At 49.9% G+C, this 19,974-nt stretch carries 17 protein-coding genes; 3 read left to right on the top strand and 14 right to left on the bottom strand.

Annotated elements, in window-relative coordinates:
• Positions 1-4: 4 nt before the first annotated feature.
• From mltG to ACO5JD_RS00355, 13 genes are all read right to left on the bottom strand, one after another.
• The gene (mltG, locus tag ACO5JD_RS00415; RefSeq protein ID WP_484986927.1) at positions 5-1,318 is read right to left on the bottom strand and encodes an endolytic transglycosylase MltG; all 1,314 of its coding nucleotides are present in this window, start codon (positions 1,316-1,318) and stop codon (positions 5-7) included.
• Between the two features lie 12 nt (positions 1,319-1,330).
• The gene (gene ruvX, locus ACO5JD_RS00410; RefSeq protein WP_484986925.1) at positions 1,331-1,744 is read right to left on the bottom strand and encodes a Holliday junction resolvase RuvX; all 414 of its coding nucleotides are present in this window, start codon (positions 1,742-1,744) and stop codon (positions 1,331-1,333) included.
• Positions 1,745-1,805: 61 nt separating this feature from the next.
• A complete protein-coding gene (alaS, locus tag ACO5JD_RS00405; protein WP_484986923.1) occupies positions 1,806-4,445 on the bottom strand; it encodes an alanine--tRNA ligase in 2,640 nt (879 codons plus the stop codon).
• A 116-nt stretch (positions 4,446-4,561) separates the two neighbouring features.
• Positions 4,562-5,506, bottom strand: coding sequence for a SigB/SigF/SigG family RNA polymerase sigma factor (locus ACO5JD_RS00400; RefSeq protein ID WP_484986921.1), 945 nt, complete (start codon positions 5,504-5,506; stop codon positions 4,562-4,564).
• Complete coding sequence (locus tag ACO5JD_RS00395) at positions 5,496-5,888, bottom strand: ATP-binding protein (RefSeq protein WP_484986919.1); 393 nt, start codon at positions 5,886-5,888, stop codon at positions 5,496-5,498. The genes ACO5JD_RS00400 and ACO5JD_RS00395 overlap by 11 nt, the downstream gene beginning before the upstream one ends.
• Entirely contained in the window at positions 5,888-6,487 is a 600-nt protein-coding gene (locus tag ACO5JD_RS00390) for a DUF948 domain-containing protein (protein ID WP_021625974.1), read from the bottom strand. The genes ACO5JD_RS00395 and ACO5JD_RS00390 overlap by 1 nt, the downstream gene beginning before the upstream one ends.
• Positions 6,488-6,545: 58 nt before the next feature.
• On the bottom strand, positions 6,546-7,868 hold the full coding sequence (locus ACO5JD_RS00385; protein WP_484986917.1) for a replication-associated recombination protein A: 1,323 nt from the start codon (positions 7,866-7,868) through the stop codon (positions 6,546-6,548).
• A gap of 24 nt (positions 7,869-7,892) precedes the next feature.
• Complete coding sequence (locus tag ACO5JD_RS00380; protein WP_484987356.1) at positions 7,893-9,077, bottom strand: deoxyguanosinetriphosphate triphosphohydrolase family protein; 1,185 nt, start codon at positions 9,075-9,077, stop codon at positions 7,893-7,895.
• A gap of 138 nt (positions 9,078-9,215) precedes the next feature.
• Entirely contained in the window at positions 9,216-10,412 is a 1,197-nt protein-coding gene (locus tag ACO5JD_RS00375) for an SGNH/GDSL hydrolase family protein (protein ID WP_484986915.1), read from the bottom strand.
• Positions 10,412-10,927, bottom strand: coding sequence for a DNA-deoxyinosine glycosylase (locus ACO5JD_RS00370; protein ID WP_484986913.1), 516 nt, complete (start codon positions 10,925-10,927; stop codon positions 10,412-10,414). Before ACO5JD_RS00370 ends, ACO5JD_RS00375 begins: the two co-directional genes overlap by 1 nt.
• Entirely contained in the window at positions 10,928-11,749 is an 822-nt protein-coding gene (locus ACO5JD_RS00365; protein WP_484986911.1) for a metallophosphoesterase family protein, read from the bottom strand.
• 11 nt (positions 11,750-11,760) lie between these two features.
• A complete protein-coding gene (locus ACO5JD_RS00360) occupies positions 11,761-13,533 on the bottom strand; it encodes a 1-deoxy-D-xylulose-5-phosphate synthase (protein WP_484986909.1) in 1,773 nt (590 codons plus the stop codon).
• Positions 13,534-13,536: 3 nt separating this feature from the next.
• Positions 13,537-14,553 carry a hypothetical protein gene (locus tag ACO5JD_RS00355; RefSeq protein WP_484986907.1) on the bottom strand — a complete coding sequence of 339 codons (1,017 nt, stop codon included), beginning with the start codon at positions 14,551-14,553 and terminating at the stop codon, positions 13,537-13,539.
• 185 nt (positions 14,554-14,738) lie between these two features.
• On the opposite strand from ACO5JD_RS00355, the gene ACO5JD_RS00350 reads away from it, so the two are divergent.
• The 3 genes from ACO5JD_RS00350 to ACO5JD_RS00340 all read left to right on the top strand — a co-directional run bounded on the left by ACO5JD_RS00350 (position 14,739) and on the right by ACO5JD_RS00340 (position 19,105).
• The gene (locus ACO5JD_RS00350; protein WP_484986905.1) at positions 14,739-15,869 is read left to right on the top strand and encodes a hypothetical protein; all 1,131 of its coding nucleotides are present in this window, start codon (positions 14,739-14,741) and stop codon (positions 15,867-15,869) included.
• A gap of 90 nt (positions 15,870-15,959) precedes the next feature.
• Positions 15,960-17,570, top strand: coding sequence for a vWA domain-containing protein (locus tag ACO5JD_RS00345; protein ID WP_484986903.1), 1,611 nt, complete (start codon positions 15,960-15,962; stop codon positions 17,568-17,570).
• On the top strand, positions 17,567-19,105 hold the full coding sequence (locus tag ACO5JD_RS00340) for an ATP-binding protein (protein ID WP_484986901.1): 1,539 nt from the start codon (positions 17,567-17,569) through the stop codon (positions 19,103-19,105). Before ACO5JD_RS00345 ends, ACO5JD_RS00340 begins: the two co-directional genes overlap by 4 nt.
• On the opposite strand, the gene ACO5JD_RS00335 is transcribed toward ACO5JD_RS00340, so the two are convergent.
• The gene (locus tag ACO5JD_RS00335) at positions 19,092-19,934 is read right to left on the bottom strand and encodes an HAD hydrolase family protein (RefSeq protein WP_484986899.1); all 843 of its coding nucleotides are present in this window, start codon (positions 19,932-19,934) and stop codon (positions 19,092-19,094) included. The two genes, ACO5JD_RS00340 and ACO5JD_RS00335, sit on opposite strands and share 14 nt — an antisense overlap.
• Positions 19,935-19,974: the final 40 nt, after the last annotated feature.

The following is a 19,974-nucleotide window of genomic DNA, read 5'->3' as shown; positions in this document are numbered from 1 at the left end:
CGTCCTAGGAGCTCAGATGCTCGTTGTAGGTTTTGGTATGTTCAGACTCGGTCTTGGAGAAGTGCTCGCCCTTCTGAGTAATCCAGAAGTACAGATAATCCGTTGACGCAGGTTCTAATGCTGCTTGAATCGAAGCAAGTGAAGGTGAGCAGATAGGTGTCGCAATAGAAACCCCTTGGTGATCATAGGAGTTGTAGGGACTATCTTGGTGGTTTTCCTCGGGCAGCTTTATCTCATGACCCAACGCATACGCCATCGTTGTATCGCTTTGCAGCGCCATACCAGCCTTTAGACGATTATAAAAAACCGAAGAAATATTGGCGCGTTGGTCGTCCTTAATGGCTTCCTTCTCAATAATGGAAGCAAGTTTCAAAATCTGATAATCAGATAATTCGACGTTGTAGCTGCTCTTAAGTTTCTTTTCGGCAGCACCAAAGTCCTGCTTGGAAAATTCGGTTACATATTGGTCGAGCATAGTGCGGATAACAGTATCTGCAGATGCATCCTTGCCATCAAAGTTATAAGTCTTGGGATAGAGATAGCCTTCAAGCGAGTCCTGCTCAGTTGTAGCAGCCTCCTTAAGGAAGGCATAATCAGCTACATATTTGGAAGCTTTTGCCTGAGCCATAAAATCCTTTGCAGGAATCTTAAGCGCGGCTTCAACATAGGCGGCAGTCTGAGCCACAGTCGAGCCTTCTGGAATGGTCACGGTATTAGCAGAAGCATTAGGCCCCGCAATCAACAGATCAATGACATTTTGGTCTTTGCTGCCTGTAATGAAGTTATAAGTGCCAGGCTTGAGCTTGGAATCAGCACCCTGTTGCTTTAGAGCATTGGCAAAACTCGCCTGATCGCTGATAACACCTGCATCAAGGAGTTGCTGAATAATCGAAGCAGCACCAGAACCTTCTGGAATGGTAATGGTGACCTGTTTGCCCGCCTCAACCTTGGGAGTCTCGGGTTCAGTTAGGTTTTTTACCATGGGCAACACAAAGATATAAGCAGCACCAAGAATAAGCGCAACCAACACAAGACTAATAAGTACGCGCGGCCAATGAGCTTTGTTTGGCTGCTGTCTGCCATGAGTACCATTGCCCAGTTGCGCCTGAGCAGCACGTGTACGCGTCCCATGATGCCTACGCTTGCTACCTTTTGCAACATGACGTGTAGCTGCGACACTACGCGACGAAATGGTACCTGTACCCATTATCTTGGCGTCAGAATCATCTAGGGTAGGAAGTTTTGACGACACCTTGGGGTTTTGCTTTGTTGCGAAATGAGAGCCCCTGTGCCGGGCCTCGGAGCTACGATCTGCCATCGACTCGCCCTTTCAGTCCTTCCTGGCATCAAGCCAGGTTTGGAGAAATACCGATGCGGCAACCATATCAACCATTCCACGCATCTCTTTCTCACTTCTCCCCTCCTCACGGAGGATACGCTTTGCTTCCTTAGAGGAGAGCCTTTCATCAGCAAATTCCAGGGGAAGACCGCAGCTTTTAGCAATACGCTCTGCTTGAGCAGTCAGACGAGCAGCTTGCGCACCATCCTCACCTGCCAAGGTAAGAGGTCTACCACAGACCAACACCTCGGGCTCATAATCTTCCAACACGCAACGAAACGTCTTTGCATGACCCAGCACTTCTTGCGCTGGCAGAACTTTGACAGGAAAGGCGAGTGTACCGCTCGCATCGCTTGCTGCAATACCTACACGCACCTCTCCGATATCCAGTGCCAAAGCTCTCATTCCGTCGACCTTTCAGGCAAGCCTAACAGCACGATGCTGCCAAGCTTGTAATCAAGTGCATTTATGACCTCAGTAACTGCTGGGCCTTAGCAAGTGCTGCATCAATACCAGCAACATCTGCACCACCAGCTTGAGCCATGCCAGCTTTGCCACCGCCACGACCGCCAACAAGACCTGCAATCTCACAGATAAGCTTGCCAGAATCAAAACCAGCATCCACAGCAGAATCACTTGCCGCAGCAAGAAGCGCAACTTTGCCATCAGGAGTAGCCGAGACAAGCACACAGGCAATTTCGGGCTTGTGAGCGCTGTCACGAATGTTATCCCAAACGGACCTCAAATCACGACCACCCATACCATTAAGCTTGGCAAAAACGCAACTATAACCCTCAAATTCAACTGTTGTACGATCAGCAGCAGATACGGTAGCCTTTGCCTCACGTGCCTTCTTGCGAGTATCAGCCAGCTCGGCGGTAAGTGCTGCAATTCGAGCAGGAACATCACTCGCCTTGCACTTCAGCGCCGCAGCTACCTCATCAAGTACTTGCAAGCGCTCATCAACATAAGAAATTGCACCAGCAGAGGTCACAGCTTCGATACGGCGGATATTTGCACCCGAAGAACTCTCAGAAATAATTTTGAAGAAGCCTAGATCGGCAGAGTTATGAGCATGAATACCACCGCAAAGTTCACGGCTGAAGGGGTGATCTTCTTCTCCGACAGATACCACACGGACAACATCGGCGTACTTCTCACCAAACAATGCGATAGCACCTGCTGCCTTTGCCTCAGTAATGTTCATAAGCTGCGTAACAACAGGCTTTGCCGCAAAAATCTCGGCATTGATAATGCCTTCAACGCGGGCAAGCTGGTCTGCAGTCAAAGCCTCAAAGTGAGTAAAGTCAAAGCGCAATTTATCGGGAGCTACCAGCGAACCAGCTTGGCTCACATGCTCGCCCAATACCTCACGCAAAGCAGAATCCAATAGGTGAGTTGCGGTATGGTTGCGACGAATAAGCTCACGACGACCGTGATCAACAGTGGCAGTTACGGCAGAGCCTAAAGTGAGCGTGCCTTCCTCAACCGTGCAGACATGAGCAACAATGCCGCCCTCATGATGCTTGGTGTCATTGACACGCAAAACAGCCCCATCAGCGGTCTCAAGATAGCCAGTATCCCCGACTTCGCCACCCATCTCACCGTAGAAAGGCGTAGAGTCAAGTACAACCTCAACTTCACTACCAGCAACAGCTTGCTCAATCTCAGCGTTCTCAGCAATCAGAGCAATCACCTTGGCACCCTCAAGATATTCGTGGTCATACCCCACAAACTCAGTTTCGGGCAAACGATCCGAAAGACTTACCCAGATACTACCAGCGGTAGACCAAGCATCGCGATTGGCTGCAGCACGTGCGCGTTCACGCTGATTGGCCATACACGCATCAAAACCATCCATATCGATGCTGCGGCCCTGAGACTCGCAAATCTCACGTGTTAAATCAATGGGGAAACCGTAGGTATCATGCAGACGGAAAGCTACAGAGCCAGGTAAAACCTCGTCAGCAGCAAGCTTGTCAAGCTCAGCTGCAAGAATTGCTTCACCAGCATCCAACGTAGCCGAGAAATGCTCTTCTTCGGCACCAACAATGCCATCAATAAGTGCTTGCTGCTCGGTCAATGAGGTATACACATCACCCAAAAGACGAGCCACCTCGTGGGTATAGGAAGTCAAAAAGGAGCCGTTGATACCCAACAGGCGACCATGGTAGACAGCACGACGCAGCAAGCGACGCAGAACATAACCACGGCCATCGTTGCCCGGCAGGATACCGTCACCAATCATAAAAGTCACCGCACGACTATGGTCAGCCACAATGCGCAGACTGCGATCAACCGACTCATCCTCGCCGTAACTCTTACTCGAAAGCTGCTCGCCTACGCCAATGAGCGTGCGCAAAACATCACCTTCATAGTTGGTGTGTTGATGCTGCATGATGGCAGCAATACGCTCTAGACCCATACCTGTATCGATATTGCGGTGAGGTAGGTCGGGCATCGAACCGTCCTCTTGACGGTCGTATTGGGTAAACACAAGATTCCAAAACTCAAGGAAACGGTCTCCATCGTCCCCAGGCGCCTCACCCTCAAATTCAGAACCTTGGTCAAAATAAATCTCAGAACAAGGACCACAGGGACCCGTAGGACCCGCTGCCCAGAAATTGTCTTCCTCACTCAAGCGCGAGATATGGTCATATGCCACACCCTGTTTGTGCCACAGCTCGATAGCCTCATCATCGTTCTCAAAAACTGTCATATAGAGACGATCGGCGGGAAGACCCAGATGTTCAGGCGAGGTAATAAACTCCCAAGCCCAAGCAATAGCATCTGCCTTGGAATAGCCACCAAAAGAAAAATTGCCCAACATTTCAAAGAAGGACAAGTGGCGAGAGTCGCCGATATTATCGATATCATTGGTACGCAGACACTTTTGGCAAGATGTCGCACCAATCTCATGCATAGTCTTTATGCCTTGGTAGTACTCCTTGAACTGATTCATGCCCGCATTGGCAAGAAGCAACGAAGGATCCTCGGGAACAAGGGAAGACGAGGGATAAAGTTTGCAGCCCTTGCCTTCAAAAAAGCGCAAGAAGTCCTCTCGGATTTCTGCAGTGGTCATGTACTTTCGATCAGACGTGCTCATGGATTGTCTTCCATTCATCAATCGGATGCCTGTGCAACCCTCACAGTATATGCTGTATCAGCGCTTCCGCAAAGAAGAGTGCTAAACCTACAAGGGTCACAAAAGCCCGCAATTTGCTATTTTTTGGTCTTATCCTCTGACTTGTCCTTGGGCTTGGCTTCAATGCGCTCTTGCATTTTGCTCAAAGTACGGCGCAGCAAACGAGAAACCTGCACCTGAGAGATGCCTAGCTTTTCGGCAATCTCTACTTGTGTGAGGCCTTCAACAAAACGCATGCGCACAATATCACGCTCGCGAGGTGAGAAGTCCGTCATCGCTTGCTCAAGCAACATACGGTCATCGGAACCCTCAAGGTCTTGGTCAATCGTGACATAGCGATCAATAACAGCTGCCGACTCATCATCTTCGCTCTTACCCGACTCCAGCGACACTGAGCTATAGGCACTCGAAGACTCCATAGCTTCCAGCACTTCATCCACCGTAGCACCCACGTGCTCGGCAAGTTCTTCCACCGAAGGTGAATGCTGTAGTTCGCGAGTTAGGATCTCGGTAGCTACAGAAACCTTTTGGGAGAGCTCTTGTAGACGGCGAGGCACCCTCACCGACCAACCCTTATCACGGAAGTGACGCTTAATCTCGCCCATGATGGTAGGTGTGGCATAGGTAGTAAACTCAAGACCACGATCGGGCTCAAAACGGTCAATCGCCTTGATAAGACCGATAGTGCCCACCTGAATGAGGTCTTCCAGCGGTTCTCCGCGGTTCTTAAATTTGGAAGCCAAAAAACGCACCAAGTTGAGGTGATTGACGATAAGCTGCTGACGAGCGTCTTCATCACCTGCACGATACTGAGCAAAAAGCTCACTTGTACGGTCGCGATCCCAAACGGGACGTCCACTCACACGAGCACGGGCGCGAGCACGACGACGAGCAGAGCGTGCCTCATCTGTCTGGCTAAGCTCCGACAAGGGCAAATTAGAACTGTTAGGCTTATCTGCAACAGCGCCCAAAGCCAATTTTGGCTCGCTACTAGTAGTGGGAAAAGTTTCGTTACTCGACATGTGCCGTCCTCTTCACGAGGTGTAGATATGAGCCTTCATCGCTGTCCATCAGCGAAAACTCATCGCACACCGCCTCAAGAAGAAGAGCTACCAAATCAAGGTCGCCCGCGAGTTCAGCCTCGTTGTCTTGGTCAGGATCCGCTTCATTAAGACCAAGGCTAAAGTCGATGGTGACCTCATTGGGTGCCAGCTCAAAACTAATGCCACAACTCTTGGGCGCAGTCGAGCAAGCATACACAAAACCTTCCTCGGCAGCCATACGCACATCTTCGACATCGTCTACCGACATGCCGCAAGAAACTGCCAGAGTGGCCGCCAACATACGAACAGAACGCGCATAGTTAGGCTCTGCGGGGACATTCAAACTTACTAGATCCTGCATTATTCCTGCTCCTCAGTAGTAGATTCAGCTGCTGTGTTAGATTCAGCTGCTGTGTCATAGGTCACATACCCACTAGCCGCCTGTGTTGGCGCAGACTCAGGAGCAGTCTCGTTTGAATCAGCAGCAGATGGTTCAGATTCACTGGCATCAGTCAAGCGTGCGGGTTCGTGGGCAGCATGCAGAGCATCTGGAGCAATCTTGTTCTTTTTGCCAGTAATCTTGTTGACTAATCCTGCAGCAGCAGAAGCAGCATGATCAACAACCTCACCAGCAGCAACTGTTGCATTAGAAGCAGCACCCGAGACATTGGACACATCACTCAAGATACCATCAAGCTCTGCCAAATTGGCATTAAGTAAATCTACCGATGTAATTGCCTTGAGCAACATAGGATCGACGCGCTTCATGGAAGGCTGTAAATCATCAACCATACCATCGGCCTTAGCGATAATAGGCTGGACTTGCTCGATAGCCTCATGTGCGGAGTGCGTAACTTCCTCAACAGCGCTGCGAGTCTTGCGCAGCGTAAGAGCAAGTTCAACAATGGCCCAAATGCCTGCGACAACCAAGACGATGAGCGCAATCTGTAGCGGTTCCATTCAAGCCTCCAGATACATTAACTGCAATGTTGAGCACATTCTACCCAACTTGACAGCACTACTTGCCTGACTGTTCTATACGGTCACGTCCTGTCGCCTCTATACGCCATGCCTCCCAACCGCACGCGCTCGGAGTATAGAAATCACCTTTTTTCAAACCGTCAGGCAGATATTGCTGTTCGACCCAACCCGCAGGGTAGTCATGTGGATAGAGATAGCTACCATATTCATCGGAGCCAGGGCGATGACGGTCACGCAAATGGCTGGGCACTTCGCGGCGAGGACCCTGCCGTACTTCGGCTAAAGCTGCATCAATACCCGCTTCGGCAGCATTGGATTTGGGAGCCAAAGCGTTATAGATGGCTGCTTGTGCAAGATTAATACGACATTCAGGATAGCCAATCACTTCTGCTGCCTTAAATGCAGCTTCTGCCACAAGCAGAGCTTGCGGATCAGCATTGCCGATATCTTCGGATGCAGCAATCATGATGCGACGGGCAATAAATTTGGGATCTTCTCCCCCATCAATCATCCGAGCCAACCAGTAAAGTGCGGCATCAGGATCCGACCCACGCATCGACTTGATAAAAGCCGAAATAATGTCATAGTGCATGTCGCCAGATTTGTCATAGGTCAAACCTCGGCGAGGATTGGCATCACGCACATGCTCAAGGGTAATAGTTGAGGGCGCTTCAGGAGTACCCGGATCGCTCATCTGACTTGCAAGCTCCAGGCTTGTCAGCGCAGCACGGGCATCACCACCCGCAAGAGTAACAATCTCCGTGAGCGCCTCAGGCGCCAGAGCATACATTCCCGCGAGACCGTTTTGGCTCGTTAGTGCACGAGTTACAAGCTCACGAATATCTTCGTCACTCAAAGGATGCAACTCAATAACCCTTGAACGACTAATCAAAGCAGAATTTACTTCAAAGAAAGGATTTTCGGTAGTAGCACCAATGAGCACTACCGTCCTGTCTTCCACGGCGTGAAGCAGGGCATCTTGCTGTGAACGATTAAAGCGATGGATCTCATCAACAAACAAAATCGTGCGGCACCCAGAACTTAACAGGCGACTACTTGCAAGCTCAATCTCGCGGCGTAGATCCTTGACAGTACCCGTGATAGCTGAGACCTCAACAAATTCAGCATGAGTGGTATTAGCAATGATGTGTGCCAAGGTCGTTTTGCCAGTACCTGCAGGACCATAAAAAAGCACCGAAGATAGAGCATCGCGCTCAATGGCACGGCGTAGCCAACTCCCCTCGCCTACCGCTTCTGTTTGTCCCACATACTCAGCAAGAGTTTGTGGACGCATACGAACAGCAAGCGGTGCATTGAGATTGCGCTTGTAACGTTCTATGTCAGAAAAAAGTGTATCCATATCCTTGATAGTAGCGCACTATGCCTAGGGCAAGATGCCCTCAAAATAAGTACGACGTGGGAAGATTTCAGCGGCTTCTGGAAAAAGCGCCTCACAGCTGGCCATAAAATACTCATCTGTCATTGAAGATATAAAATCCATCACCGTTAGATCGAGATCATCTTTCCAACGATAAGTATTGCCATAGGGTGCCAAATGACGACGTATAGGCTCGATATGCTGAACAAAAATGGCAGAACTGGTATCGCCCGATTTGAGCGCCTCCAGCTCGTGCATATACAGACGTGAGAAGAAATCCTCAATCGGTCCTGCAAAATCACCATTGACCTCACTGGAGGTATAAATCTTTGTCGCATTTTCACGCTTAGCCCGACGCAGTTCAGCAAAGCCCTGCTCACTCATCTCAATGCGATCCTTGCCAAAACTATTCTCAACAACATCAGCAATAAAGGCAGAAAGCGCCCAAGAATTGTAAGCGCCTCCCAAGCCATCATCAAAGGTTTCTTCACTTGCAAGACCTGCACGGATAGCGTCTTGGCGATCTTTGCCTACATAAGCAATCATATCGGACACGCGCACAACACAACCCTCAAGCGTCATCGGACGCATATGAGAGATAACTTCATCACCGCGCTCCCAACAAGAATCTACAACACGATCAAAGGTGTCAAAGCTAGTAAGACCACTCGTCTCAAAAACTTGCTGTTCAAACTCGCCATTGTGACAAATCACGCCATCAAGAGTCTGCAAGGTAAGATTGCGCCCACCCAGTACATCAAGCACCCGCACACTCTGTACGTTATGGCGAAAATAGCGACCCGTACGCTCATGGAAAATCGTATCAAGGTAGCGTTCCCCGACATGCCCAAAAGGGGTATGTCCAATATCGTGACCCAATGCAATAGCCTCAATGAGGTCTTCATTAAGGCCTAAGCCTCGGCCAATATCACGAGCAACACGACCTACTAGCTGCACATGCAGACCACGGCGAGCCAAATCGTCATCTGCGCGAAAAGAAAAGACCTGCGTCTTGCCTGCAAGACGATTGTAAGCGCCCATGTGCATAATTTTTTCGATATCACGCAAAAAAGCAGGACGCAGAGCCGTGTCGCGATCACGATCAGAAAGGTCACGACGAATTGCTGAAGTATTTTTGCACGCAAAAGGCGACATCTGACCTGACGCGCGCAAATCAGCAACACGGGCCATAGTTTCAGCAGAGATTTTGATGGGCAAATCGGGTGCAAGACGATTGACCCGAGCTTCTTTTTCGATATCCACAGCTCCTCCTCAGGGGCATCATTGTTTGTCTGAGGAAAAGTATAGACGCTCACCCGGACAGCAGAATCAATACTCTTGGAATATAGCTTCCAAACGGTGGGCAATGGACTTGTGCGCTGCATCCCCTGGCAAACCGCTGTTACCCCCAAGAGCACGTGAGCGACATTCCATAAGCTCACATCCATCTACAAGACGCATCTCATCATGAGCAGCAACATTGGCTTCAAGCATAGGCAGCAAACTCTCAAAGCAACTGTGAGTGTGAGTTGGCGAATTTTCCTCATCATGCCAAAACGGTGTCAATACCCAACAAGGAGTGTGCGGCCACATGCGAGCAATTTCAGCTAGAAAAGCTCTGACGTTGCGGGCAACTTCTCGCTCTTGACACTGCTCATGACGCAAACTCTCGCCAAAAGACACCACAATGCCTGCAAGTGAAAGTTTTGCTTCATAAAGACTTGCTGCCATACCAGGCTGGAATACCTGGCCCACGATACCTTGATTAAGCAAATCCCAATCATTTATACGCGCAAGTCGCGCTGCCCAAGTGCGTGCGGGATCTCCCGCTGCAAGTCCTTGAGTAGCCGCATCACCCATAACCAGCAAAACTGGGCGCATGTCTACGGCTTTTAGAAAGGTACCATCACCAAAAAGTCGGCGAATTTCTACTGCATAGAGGCAGGGTAACCACAAACGTACATGATGTGTTTTCCCTAACCCGGGAAGTGCCATTAAACCAGCTGATGCAGCTGTCGCAGAATCACTGAGCACAAAACTCACCAGACGACCAGGATCACGGCGGAGCTGTCTTTCTTTCGGTTTCTCGTCAGCAAAATCTTCTATGGGGGCTACATCCTCGGCAGTTGGCATACGCGGTTGGCCCCATGAGGGCGCAAGCCATCTGCCGTCAACCTCACAAGAAACACCGTCATAGTTTTCATTGCCCATAACAGCAGATGCCACCAGTGTCTTTATTCCGCCCCAAAGTGGCTGGGCACGCAGCTCAAGAGCAACTTCAGTAGAATCCGTCTCAAACTCAAGACAAATTCCTGCACTCGTACGCCCCATGTGACGATAAAGCCCTGGATGCCATGCTTGACAACTACCTAGAGCACGTTGCTGTACAGACAAGAAACGCATGGGCTGTTTCCAGCCAAAATCGCCTTCAGACAGCTCGAGTGCGCCATGCAAAAAGTCTGCGGCTGACGCTTCAATTAGCAGCGAGTGATATTCTGCATCCTCAATCATTTGTATCAGACTCACTACAACTCACCCGCCTCATCGGCGGCAATGCGCACTGGTTCCCATGCCACGACTAAATCCGCAAGACGCATACGCGCATTAGCAGGACTTGTCGATGGCAACTGGATACAGGGTAGACCTAAGTTTGGTTCAATCAGCTTGCGGTAAAAGCGCGTTGCTGTAGACCCCGTGCAAAATACCTTCTGAATGGATGCATAGTCACAAATGCGATGCAAATCATTAGGCACTGCATCTGTGATGGTTGAGTCTGCGGCACCCGAGATATGACAACTTGCCAGCACATCATCAATAGCAAGACGATGCCTATGGCAAAAATCGTGGCGCTCAGCATTAGTTGTGGGTTTTTCTTCCTGCCAAAGAGCTGAGATGACCGGCCAAAAGCGATTACGTGGATTGGCATAGTGAAACCCCAGCTCACGCGATAGCGGACTGGGCATCGTACCTAGCAAGAGCACACGGCTTTGCTTATCAAAAATTGGTGACAACGGATGAGTCACCAACTGGGAGACTTGCATTTATTCGTCCTTGCCTACTGGCTCGTAAAATTCCGACCCATCATCAAGACGCAGGAAAAGCAGTTTGCCAAAGCCATAGCCACCTGCACAGCCCGAGTCGATATCCCAACGATCGGCCACATGACCCGTCTCTGCACAGGCACCCACACGGACCATGCGACCCAAACCATCCTCATCAGCGCCGCTACGATCAGGACGGTCAGCCATACTGTCTAAATAGGGAGTAGGCGTATGACCTGCAACAACAATGATGCCTTTGCCTTCTTTATCCACAAGGCCAGTAGGGCGTCCCCAAAACTCCTGACGCACCCACATCAATTCTTCGGGGTTCTGCTTGTCCACAATGGCATGAATACGGTCTTCATCACTAGCGGTCGCATCAATCGCCGTTGCAGGCACAGGCGTTATTGGCTGAATGCCCGCATGAGCAAAGAGATAGAGCTGTCCCGAGACACGTGTATAAGCAGAAAGCGGCAAGGCGCGCACCCAATCAAGCATGTCAAGGAACTCTTCTTTGGGTAGAGTCTCGAGTTGCTCTTTGGTGGTACCGCCGCCATTTATTGCCCAATTGGCAAAGTTCGCCGGATCGCCAGGGTCATCGTAATAAGCAAGCATTAAATCTTCGTGATTGCCCATCAGCACGGTGGCTCCCCCATCGGCAAGCTCACGACAAATACGCAGGACAGCCAGGGGATCAGGTCCTCTGTCAATCATGTCACCCAACATAAAGATACGATCTTCGGTAGCAGGCGAGATACGATCAAGTAGGCGCTCAAGCGTCCTTGCATGACCATGCACGTCCGAAAAAACATAGGTCGCCATCGCTACCTCCCCTACTCGCTTTGCATCTTCTCCAATTGAGAGACAATATCTGCAGCCACTGCTGCTGGCTCCAAATGATAACGCTGACGCATAACTGCCGCAGGCATACGATCAATGAATTCTTTGGTGCCACCAAAGCAGATAGTTCGTACCTTAGTGTGGCCTAGATATCGTGCCACTTTTTCGCCAAAACCACCAAAAAGGACGCCATTTTCAAAGGTTACAACCAGATCGTGATCGCGAGAAATATCATCTAGTAAACGCCAATCCAATGCTGAATAGGCCGTGGCCGAAATAATCGTGGGATCTATATTGCTGGCATACTGCAGTTCGTGTGCCACTTCGCCAAGCAAATCAACCGCAGGTCCAAGACCCAAAAGCGCTACTTTGCTACCGCGTTTGAGCACATCATAACGAGCCACATCAGCCGTGGTAAATGCCTTTGGGGTTTCGATACCCATGTCGGCATCAGTAAGTACATGATCGGGCACACGAATAACCACAGGTCGATCATTTTGATCAATTGCCCAGTCCAGCATTGCCACGTATTGCTCGCGACTTGCTGGAGACAAACAAGTCAACCCTGGAATATTGCCCGCAAAACCAATATCAAAAACACCAATATGTGTGGAATCCAGCGATGAGAAGCCGCCTTCAAAAACTAGGATAACCACTGGCGTATCGTTGAGTGCCAGATCAGAAATCAGCTGGTCATAGGCCCTCTGCAAGAAGGTCGAATGTACAAAAAAGACTGGTTTTGCTCCGCCGCGGGCAATGCCTGCACAAAAACTCACAGCATGTTGCTCACAGATGCCCACATCTACGTACTGCTTGCCCGCCGCCTCGCGAAATTCCACAGGTAAGCCACAGCCACCAGGTGCTGCCGCATTAACGATAACAACTGACGGATCGCTTTTGAGCTTATGTGCCATATAAGCACGGGTAATTGCACGGTAATCACGCTCGGGAGGCAGAGGATGTGCGCCTGCTGCAGGTACCGAATGCGAAGCCTCGCGGTGCTTCTCACCCCAAGTCCAGCCTTTAGACTTGGTTGTATGGATGTGAACTACGATGGGATGATCGATATCTTTGACTTCATTAAAGACGCGCACAAGCTCAGCTACATCATTGCCCTGCTCAACATAACGATAGTCCAGACCAAAGTCGCGGAAGATATTGCGCGTAGAGGTACCATTGCTTGTACGGAGCTCAGCAAGTCCCGCATACATACCGCCCGTGTCTTCCTTGATAGACATCTCATTATCGTTAAAAATAATGATAAGGCCGCTGTCCAACTCCGCGGCATTATCTAAACCCTCAAAAGCCTCGCCACCCGACAAGGCGCCATCACCAATAAGGGCCACCACGCGATTGTGACCACCTATAAGATCACGAGCTTTTGCCAAACCACAAGCAAGACTGATTGACGTTGAAGTGTGACCACAGCGGAAAAGATCATGCTCGCTTTCGGCAGGATTGGTAAAACCAGAGACCGAACCATAGCGCGCAGGATCGGTATAGGCATATGCACGACCCGTCAACATCTTGTGCGTATAGCTTTGATGAGACGTATCAAACACGATTTTGTCACGTGGCGAATCAAACACATAATGTAGGGCCACCGTTGCCTCGACAACAGCCAGATTCGAACCCATATGACCACCTGTCTCGGTTACGGCCGAGATTAGGGTCTCACGAATCTCTGCTGCCAGGCTCCGGAGTTCGTCAACCGTAAAGGATTTAAAGTCCTCCGGCCCTTCGATCCCCTCGAGCAAGGATGGCATTCCTCAGCTCTCCCCTCCATCGTCAATAAACGTTGCTGCAGTCTGAGCCTGCGTGTGCGTTTCAGGCAAATCGTCTGCGACTACCTCACCGCTGAAATTAAGACCACCAGTCAAGATATTGGCCGCCCTCTCATCAAAATCAGCTGCAAAAAAGACCTGCGTTGCACTCTGAACGCGCTCCTGCGCCGCTCGATACAAATCCCAAAAACCCTCACAACGTAATTTCCCCGTAAAGGGGTCGGTCCACGTCGAGCGCTCACGATTGTCAAAATCCGATGTAGCCTCAGCACGCAGACGATGCGCCATCGCACGATAGAGCGAATAGCGCTGATGCGAAAACTTCTGCTCTAGTTTGCCAAGTAACTCACGCTTACAGACACATGGTGCCCAAAAGAGATGCTGCACCAAACGGAAAGACTTTACCGCATGCGTAAAAGTATTACTTGGCAAGCTACGTCCATACGTCCAGCGAATAGCGTAGGAATACATCTTGTCGATTGTAGCGAGCGTAGCGTCACTTGCACGCAGGCATTCCTTCCAAGGAATATGGTCCTTAACGGTGACGCCCTTGTGTGAGAAAAGCACTGCTTCATCAAGGTCACGCTCAATCTCAGCATGGACACGACCACCGTCACTGCGATCGAGTTCTGGAATACCTGCATCACAGATACTGTACTGCTCGGCAAATACCAACGGATGAACTGTGGAATCTAGCAGGTAATGGCACAAAAAGCCAGCTGCATAGGCCTCTCCGACATGACGCTCGGCAAAAGGCAAAGTAGTGAGTGAATCGTGCAATGCTAAAAGAAGACGCGCTGGGCGTAAATGATGCATGAGCTCACCTACATCATGCGTACTTGCGTCAATAAGCGGATCAGCAAGCAGATAAAACAAAGGATCTGGGCCTTGATTACCCAGCAAAAAAGCATCGTGCTCATCGAAGCTTTCAAAGCCGAGAACCGATGAAACTGCTCCAAGCGAATCTTGTCCAAAAAAATCATGCGTAAGAATAGCAGGCATGGATATTCTCCCTCCATCAGTGTGAGGTTAGCGCAATTTATACCAAGCGCACAATCAAAAGGATGCCAGACGGGCGATGCACACGGTAGACGCGCGCTTGACCGACGTCTCAAGCTGGACTCTTGCACAAAAGTAGGAGAAACGCCTAATCTCAATTCAGCGAACAACCATAAGAGGGGTGGCATGTGAGCAACACTCAGTTTCAGCAAAATCAACAGTCAGCTATAAAGAAGCCAGCTATAGAAGATGCTTCAAACATCGACTTAGAAGAGCTGCGCAAGCTTTCACCCATCGCATGTGTTGATCTGTTAGAACGTGCGGCTGCGGCAGGCGATGTTGCACGCATTTCAAATCTATATAGCGCGTTAGGCAAAATTACAGCTGATACACATCCCTTTATTTATGAGAGTTGGGCACTTGTATTGGCACTGCGCTATGCGCAAATCGGAGCGGCACGTGAGTTACTTACACGTGAAGTAGATTTGCTTGCCTCTCCCCGCCATCCCCGCTGGGCCGGGGTTTTGTTGCACTCCGATGAGGTACTGACGCGTTTTGCTCTCACACGGCGTAGTGTCACTTTTTTGCTTAATCCTATGGATCCTACTGTTGCTACCGAAGTTTTTCGTCCCTCACATGACCATGAACAACTGTGCGGCGCTCCCTACGAAACAAATTTTGATATTGCGCGTTGCTGCGCAACCGTACTTACACTTGCCCAAGAAGCGAGGTTTTCGACAACGGTATTTTGCGATTTGTTCCGTGCGTCATTGGTTCGCGCTTGGCAGGCGCTGCGTCATGACAAACAAGATGAAGAGATTGCACAGGAGTGTTTGGAGCTCTGCCATCAACTACTTGAGTTGCATCGCATACATCCCAATGACCCACATTTTGGAGATGAACGTCTCCTTGAGCTGATGCGCAAGATGTTTGTCCCCCGCGGCAGCATACGTGTAATGAAATTTATCTGTGTAGAAGAACCTGCTGCGTTTTTTGCTGCACTCGAGGAGCTCAGTTGGCTACGCAAAGATTTTGAGCTTGTACAGCAGCTGGCTCAAACAATCAATCTTTCTGCTGCAAAAGATGTGAGCAAAAAGCAAATTGCCTGTTTGCTTGAAGTGCTCGCATCAGCAGGCGATGTTGATCAGGTCAAACGCTGGTCTGCTTTAACTCAAGTCGGCATAGAAGAACTCCGTCGTGCGCTCGATGCAGCCTCACAAGCTGGCAAAACAGAACTTGTTGCCTGGCTGCTGGGCACCATTGCCTTAGCGGATACTACAGCTGCTCCGAGCTCCTCTCTTACCGACCTTCTCCTGTAGTCGATTTAAGCGTGAAAGACTATTGATTCTGCTGCTCACTATGAGACGATGGGCACATAAAAAATTCTATGTACTTACCGGAGGTGAGCGATGAGTAGCATCTTGATACCTCAAGCTATAGATGACAAACAAAATGCAGAGCATAGAGCCCTTGCACACAAAGTACTAGAACTTACCCGTAGTCAAATCATCGCCACAGCCCCTTTTTTGGCTTCGACAACAGGGATATTGCGACCACAGATACAGCAACTTCCCTGCGCGATAGCAACTGACGGCACTACGCTATGGGCAAACCCTGAAATTCTGTTGAGCAATTTTGCTCGAACACGCAAGCTGCCCACACACGAATATGCACACAGCTTGCTGCATTGCATTTTGCTCCATCCTTTTGTGGGCGAAATCGAGCACACGCTCTGGGATTTAGCTGCAGATATGGTCTGTTGGGCACTTTGCGAAGAAATTTTTAACAAGATGCACATCACGCCCAAAACAACCACTGGACTTGCCACCAGTTATAGTCAAATTGAGCGCGACCCATCTGAAAGCGAACGCCTTGAAATCCTCCGACTTGTAGCGTCTGAGCTTACCGGTCCGCTCACAACAGAGCGAATCTATCATCTTCTTGCTCATGGACAACACAAAGAAAAAATTGCACGTTGGTCTCAACTTTTCCTGGTAGATAGTCATCAAGCATGGCGTTCGTCAGAAAAAACCTCTTCACAGTCTCAAGACAGTAAGCAGGGCAACGGCAAGTCCACAGGAGACACTGGCGCATCGTCACAGCTTGCCCAACAGACCGAACAAAATACAAGCGCCCCTGATAGCAGCTCCCATGACGCGGGCGACGGGCATATCCCAAGCCAGTTCCAATCAAGCGAGATGCTTAGCGACATCCCCTCTGATGCTGAAAAAACATGGGAACACATCGCCCAGCAGATGCGGGTTGATCTCGAAACGCTTTCCCGCAATCAAGGCATTTCTTTGCAAACTCTCATTGGGTCTCTTGAAGTTTCTCACCATAAACAGCGCGACTACCGTGAATTTCTACGTCAATTTGCCGTTGAAAGTGAAGATTTGCGTCTCTCTGAAGATGAGTTTGATTACGTTTTTTATACCTATGGACTTGAACTCTACGGCGACATGCCTCTGATAGAGCCTCTGGAATATCGTCAAGAACATCGTGTTCGTGACTTTGCTATTGTCATTGACACTTCCAGTTCAGTTACCAAAAAAGTCGTGCAAGATTTCATTGACGCCACATACGATGTGCTCACTACCAAAGGCGGCTTTTTTAAGCAGGCTTGCATCCATATTATTCAGGCAGATACCCGCGTTCAATCTGACGTGCGCATCAACAATGCAGCTGACCTTGCGCGTTGGCGCAATCATATAGAACTGCGCGGACTAGGTGGTACCGACTTTCGTCCTGCCATCCGCTATGTGCAACAACTTTGGCAGGAAGGTGAGTTTTCAAACCTACGAGGCTTGGTTTATTTCACTGACGGCTGGGGCATTTATCCTCGTCAAGCGCCGCCATTCAAATGTGCATTTGTCTTTTATGATGAAGACCATCGACCAGAAATTGTCCCTGCTTGGGCAGAACAACTTGTACTCCATCCAGGTGAATTCGAATCTTTATCTGTCTATGGCAAGCACAGAAACACGCAAGTCTCACATGCCGCTCAAGGAGGAACGCGATGAACATACTCGAGGCAAGCAAGCAAATCGAAGGGGCAGTACGTGCCTATCTCAGCCAAGACGAGCATGGCATGTGGCGTATTCCGCCTCAGATGCAGCGCCCCATCATCCTGATGGGTCCTCCAGGCATCGGCAAAACCGCCATCGTCGCGCAGATTGCAGACCGTCTGGATATCAACTTTGTAAGCTATTCCATCACCCACCACACACGCCAGAGTGCGCTTGGCCTTCCCTATATCGCAAGCTCTGACTTTGGAGGCAAAGAGTTTCGTGTTTCTCGCTACACGATGAGTGAGATTATTGCAGCGGTTTTCGACGCAATTGAGGACACTGGTGAGTCCCAAGGCATTCTCTTCCTTGATGAGATTAACTGTGCAAGCGAAACCTTAGCCCCTGCTATGCTGCAGTTTTTGCAGTACAAAACCTTTGGACAACATCGCTTGCCTGACGGTTGGGCCATTGTATGCGCAGGCAACCCACCCGAATACAATCGCGCTGCACGTCCCTTTGATCCCGCAATGATGGACCGTCTCAAAAAAATTGATGTAGAACCCGACCTTGATGTCTGGCTGGATTATGCCCGTGTCCATGGTATTCACCCAGCCATTACAAGCTACCTTGAGGGCAAGCCAGGCAACTTCTACCGCGTACGTCCCTCGGGCACCGATGCTCGTATCGTGACTGCACGCGGCTGGGAAGATCTCTCACGCATGATGCAAGCTTATTCCCACGAGGGTCTACAGGTTGACGGTGAGCTCATCTCGCAGTACTTGCAAGATCGCGAGGTGGCAGAAGACTTCAATCTTTATTTTGAGCTTTTTGCCAAATACGAGGATGACTACAAAGTTGCTGATATTTTGTCAGGCAATCTTGATGAAAAAATCTACACTCGTGCGCATAATGCAGCCTTTGACGAGCGTGTTGCTGTGGTCAATCTACTACTAGCAGCCATCATCACAGAGCTACACGAAATAGATGCCACCGAGCTTGCTCTCCATGCCGTACGCGATGACTTTGTAAGCTGGCAAACCAGCTGCAACGAACCGTCCGATGCTCGTCCACTCGCACTGCTTGACGAAATCCTGGGCAAGCTTCGTCACCGCTGCGAAGACGGGCGCTCTCGAGGCAAGCAGGGCCAGCGTCAACTTGTCTCCATACACCATCTTGAGTTGCTAGAACAGCTACGCGAGCAAGTTGCTCGTAAGACTATGGCAGGCGCCAATAAGCAAAGCTGTTTTGAGAGCGCAAAATTCTGCTTTAACAAAGCAGTACATACAACAGCAGATAAGTGCAACGAAACGGCACTTCGTATGGATCGTGCCCTCGTTTTTCTTGAGAAAGCTTTTGGCGACGGTCAGGAGATGATTGTCTTTTGCTCACACCTTGCATGCGATACCACGGCCATGCACTTTGTGTCGGCACATGGGCCTATAAGTTTTGCTACACATGCAAGGTCACTCATGCTAGAAGAGCGTGGACTAGAGCTGCTTGATGAGGTGGATGCCGCACTAAAAACAACAATCCCTAGCGAGCAATAACAGGAAGCTGACCCCCACTAGCAGCAATCTCTTCCATGATTTGGGCTGGGGCGTCATCAGCCGCATCTCCAATATGCCAGCGTCCCAACTTGCGCGCAGCGTCCGAGCAGTTTGACACCACAAAGGTTTGCGTTAGACGCTCAAGCGTTGTGATGTCATTGTCTGCATCACCAAAAAAGACAACCTCATCTAGGCTTAACCCTAGATAGTCAATCAACGCTACAGCTCCATCAGCCTTGGAAAGTCCCCGAGGCAGTACATCCAAAACATGTGGGGACGGACAAACGTAGTCAAACTCAGGAACAATATCTTGCATTTTTTGCACTGCTTCCTCAACGCTACCTAATGAGTCCCCAAAAAGAAGGCTCATCGTATAAATGGGTTGATCAGGAAGCTCATCAATGATTGCAATATCGGGAGGTACCAGAGTGTCATCTACCATGCTCAAAATTTTTGCGCGAGAGGTCCCCACCGCAGAAAACGTACTGCCTCCCCTCTCATCGGGGGTACAGACAAAGCCAAAGCAATCATCTACGTCTCGCAGAGCTTCGATCAAACGATTCATCAGATTGGGATCCATTGGCTGAGAATAGATTGTCTCGCCCTGATAACGTGCCATCTTGCCATTGGCAAAGACGCCCGTCTGATAACAATCGGCATCATTGCGAAAATACGAGGCAAGATCAAAAGATAAGCGTCCTGTCGCAGGCCCAAAGGCAATGCCTGCATCAAGCAGCTTGTGAGCTGCAGCAATCGTGCGATCAGAAACGCTCATCTTGCCAAAAGGCACAACGGTGCCATCCATATCGGTCAATACGAGCTTAATCATGCAATCCCCCTGCAAAATTAGTACGCTACGGCATGCGCTG

This window comes from Olegusella sp. (assembly GCF_057238325.1).
Note: the sequence above shows the minus strand (reverse complement) of the source record. Positions and strands in the feature narration are given on the sequence as shown.

Coding starts and splice junctions, on each gene's coding strand:
- mltG (WP_484986927.1), bottom strand. CDS start 1,318: ATGGCAGATCGTAGCTCCGAGGCCCGGCACAGGGGCTCTCATTTCGCA.
- ruvX (WP_484986925.1), bottom strand. CDS start 1,744: ATGAGAGCTTTGGCACTGGATATCGGAGAGGTGCGTGTAGGTATTGCA.
- alaS (WP_484986923.1), bottom strand. CDS start 4,445: ATGAGCACGTCTGATCGAAAGTACATGACCACTGCAGAAATCCGAGAG.
- ACO5JD_RS00400 (WP_484986921.1), bottom strand. CDS start 5,506: ATGTCGAGTAACGAAACTTTTCCCACTACTAGTAGCGAGCCAAAATTG.
- ACO5JD_RS00395 (WP_484986919.1), bottom strand. CDS start 5,888: ATGCAGGATCTAGTAAGTTTGAATGTCCCCGCAGAGCCTAACTATGCG.
- ACO5JD_RS00390 (WP_021625974.1), bottom strand. CDS start 6,487: ATGGAACCGCTACAGATTGCGCTCATCGTCTTGGTTGTCGCAGGCATT.
- ACO5JD_RS00385 (WP_484986917.1), bottom strand. CDS start 7,868: ATGGATACACTTTTTTCTGACATAGAACGTTACAAGCGCAATCTCAAT.
- ACO5JD_RS00380 (WP_484987356.1), bottom strand. CDS start 9,077: ATGGCCCGTGTTGCTGATTTGCGCGCGTCAGGTCAGATGTCGCCTTTT.
- ACO5JD_RS00370 (WP_484986913.1), bottom strand. CDS start 10,927: ATGCAAGTCTCCCAGTTGGTGACTCATCCGTTGTCACCAATTTTTGAT.
- ACO5JD_RS00365 (WP_484986911.1), bottom strand. CDS start 11,749: ATGGCGACCTATGTTTTTTCGGACGTGCATGGTCATGCAAGGACGCTT.
- ACO5JD_RS00360 (WP_484986909.1), bottom strand. CDS start 13,533: ATGCCATCCTTGCTCGAGGGGATCGAAGGGCCGGAGGACTTTAAATCC.
- ACO5JD_RS00355 (WP_484986907.1), bottom strand. CDS start 14,553: ATGCCTGCTATTCTTACGCATGATTTTTTTGGACAAGATTCGCTTGGA.
- ACO5JD_RS00345 (WP_484986903.1), top strand. CDS start 15,960: ATGAGTAGCATCTTGATACCTCAAGCTATAGATGACAAACAAAATGCA.
- ACO5JD_RS00340 (WP_484986901.1), top strand. CDS start 17,567: ATGAACATACTCGAGGCAAGCAAGCAAATCGAAGGGGCAGTACGTGCC.
- ACO5JD_RS00335 (WP_484986899.1), bottom strand. CDS start 19,934: ATGATTAAGCTCGTATTGACCGATATGGATGGCACCGTTGTGCCTTTT.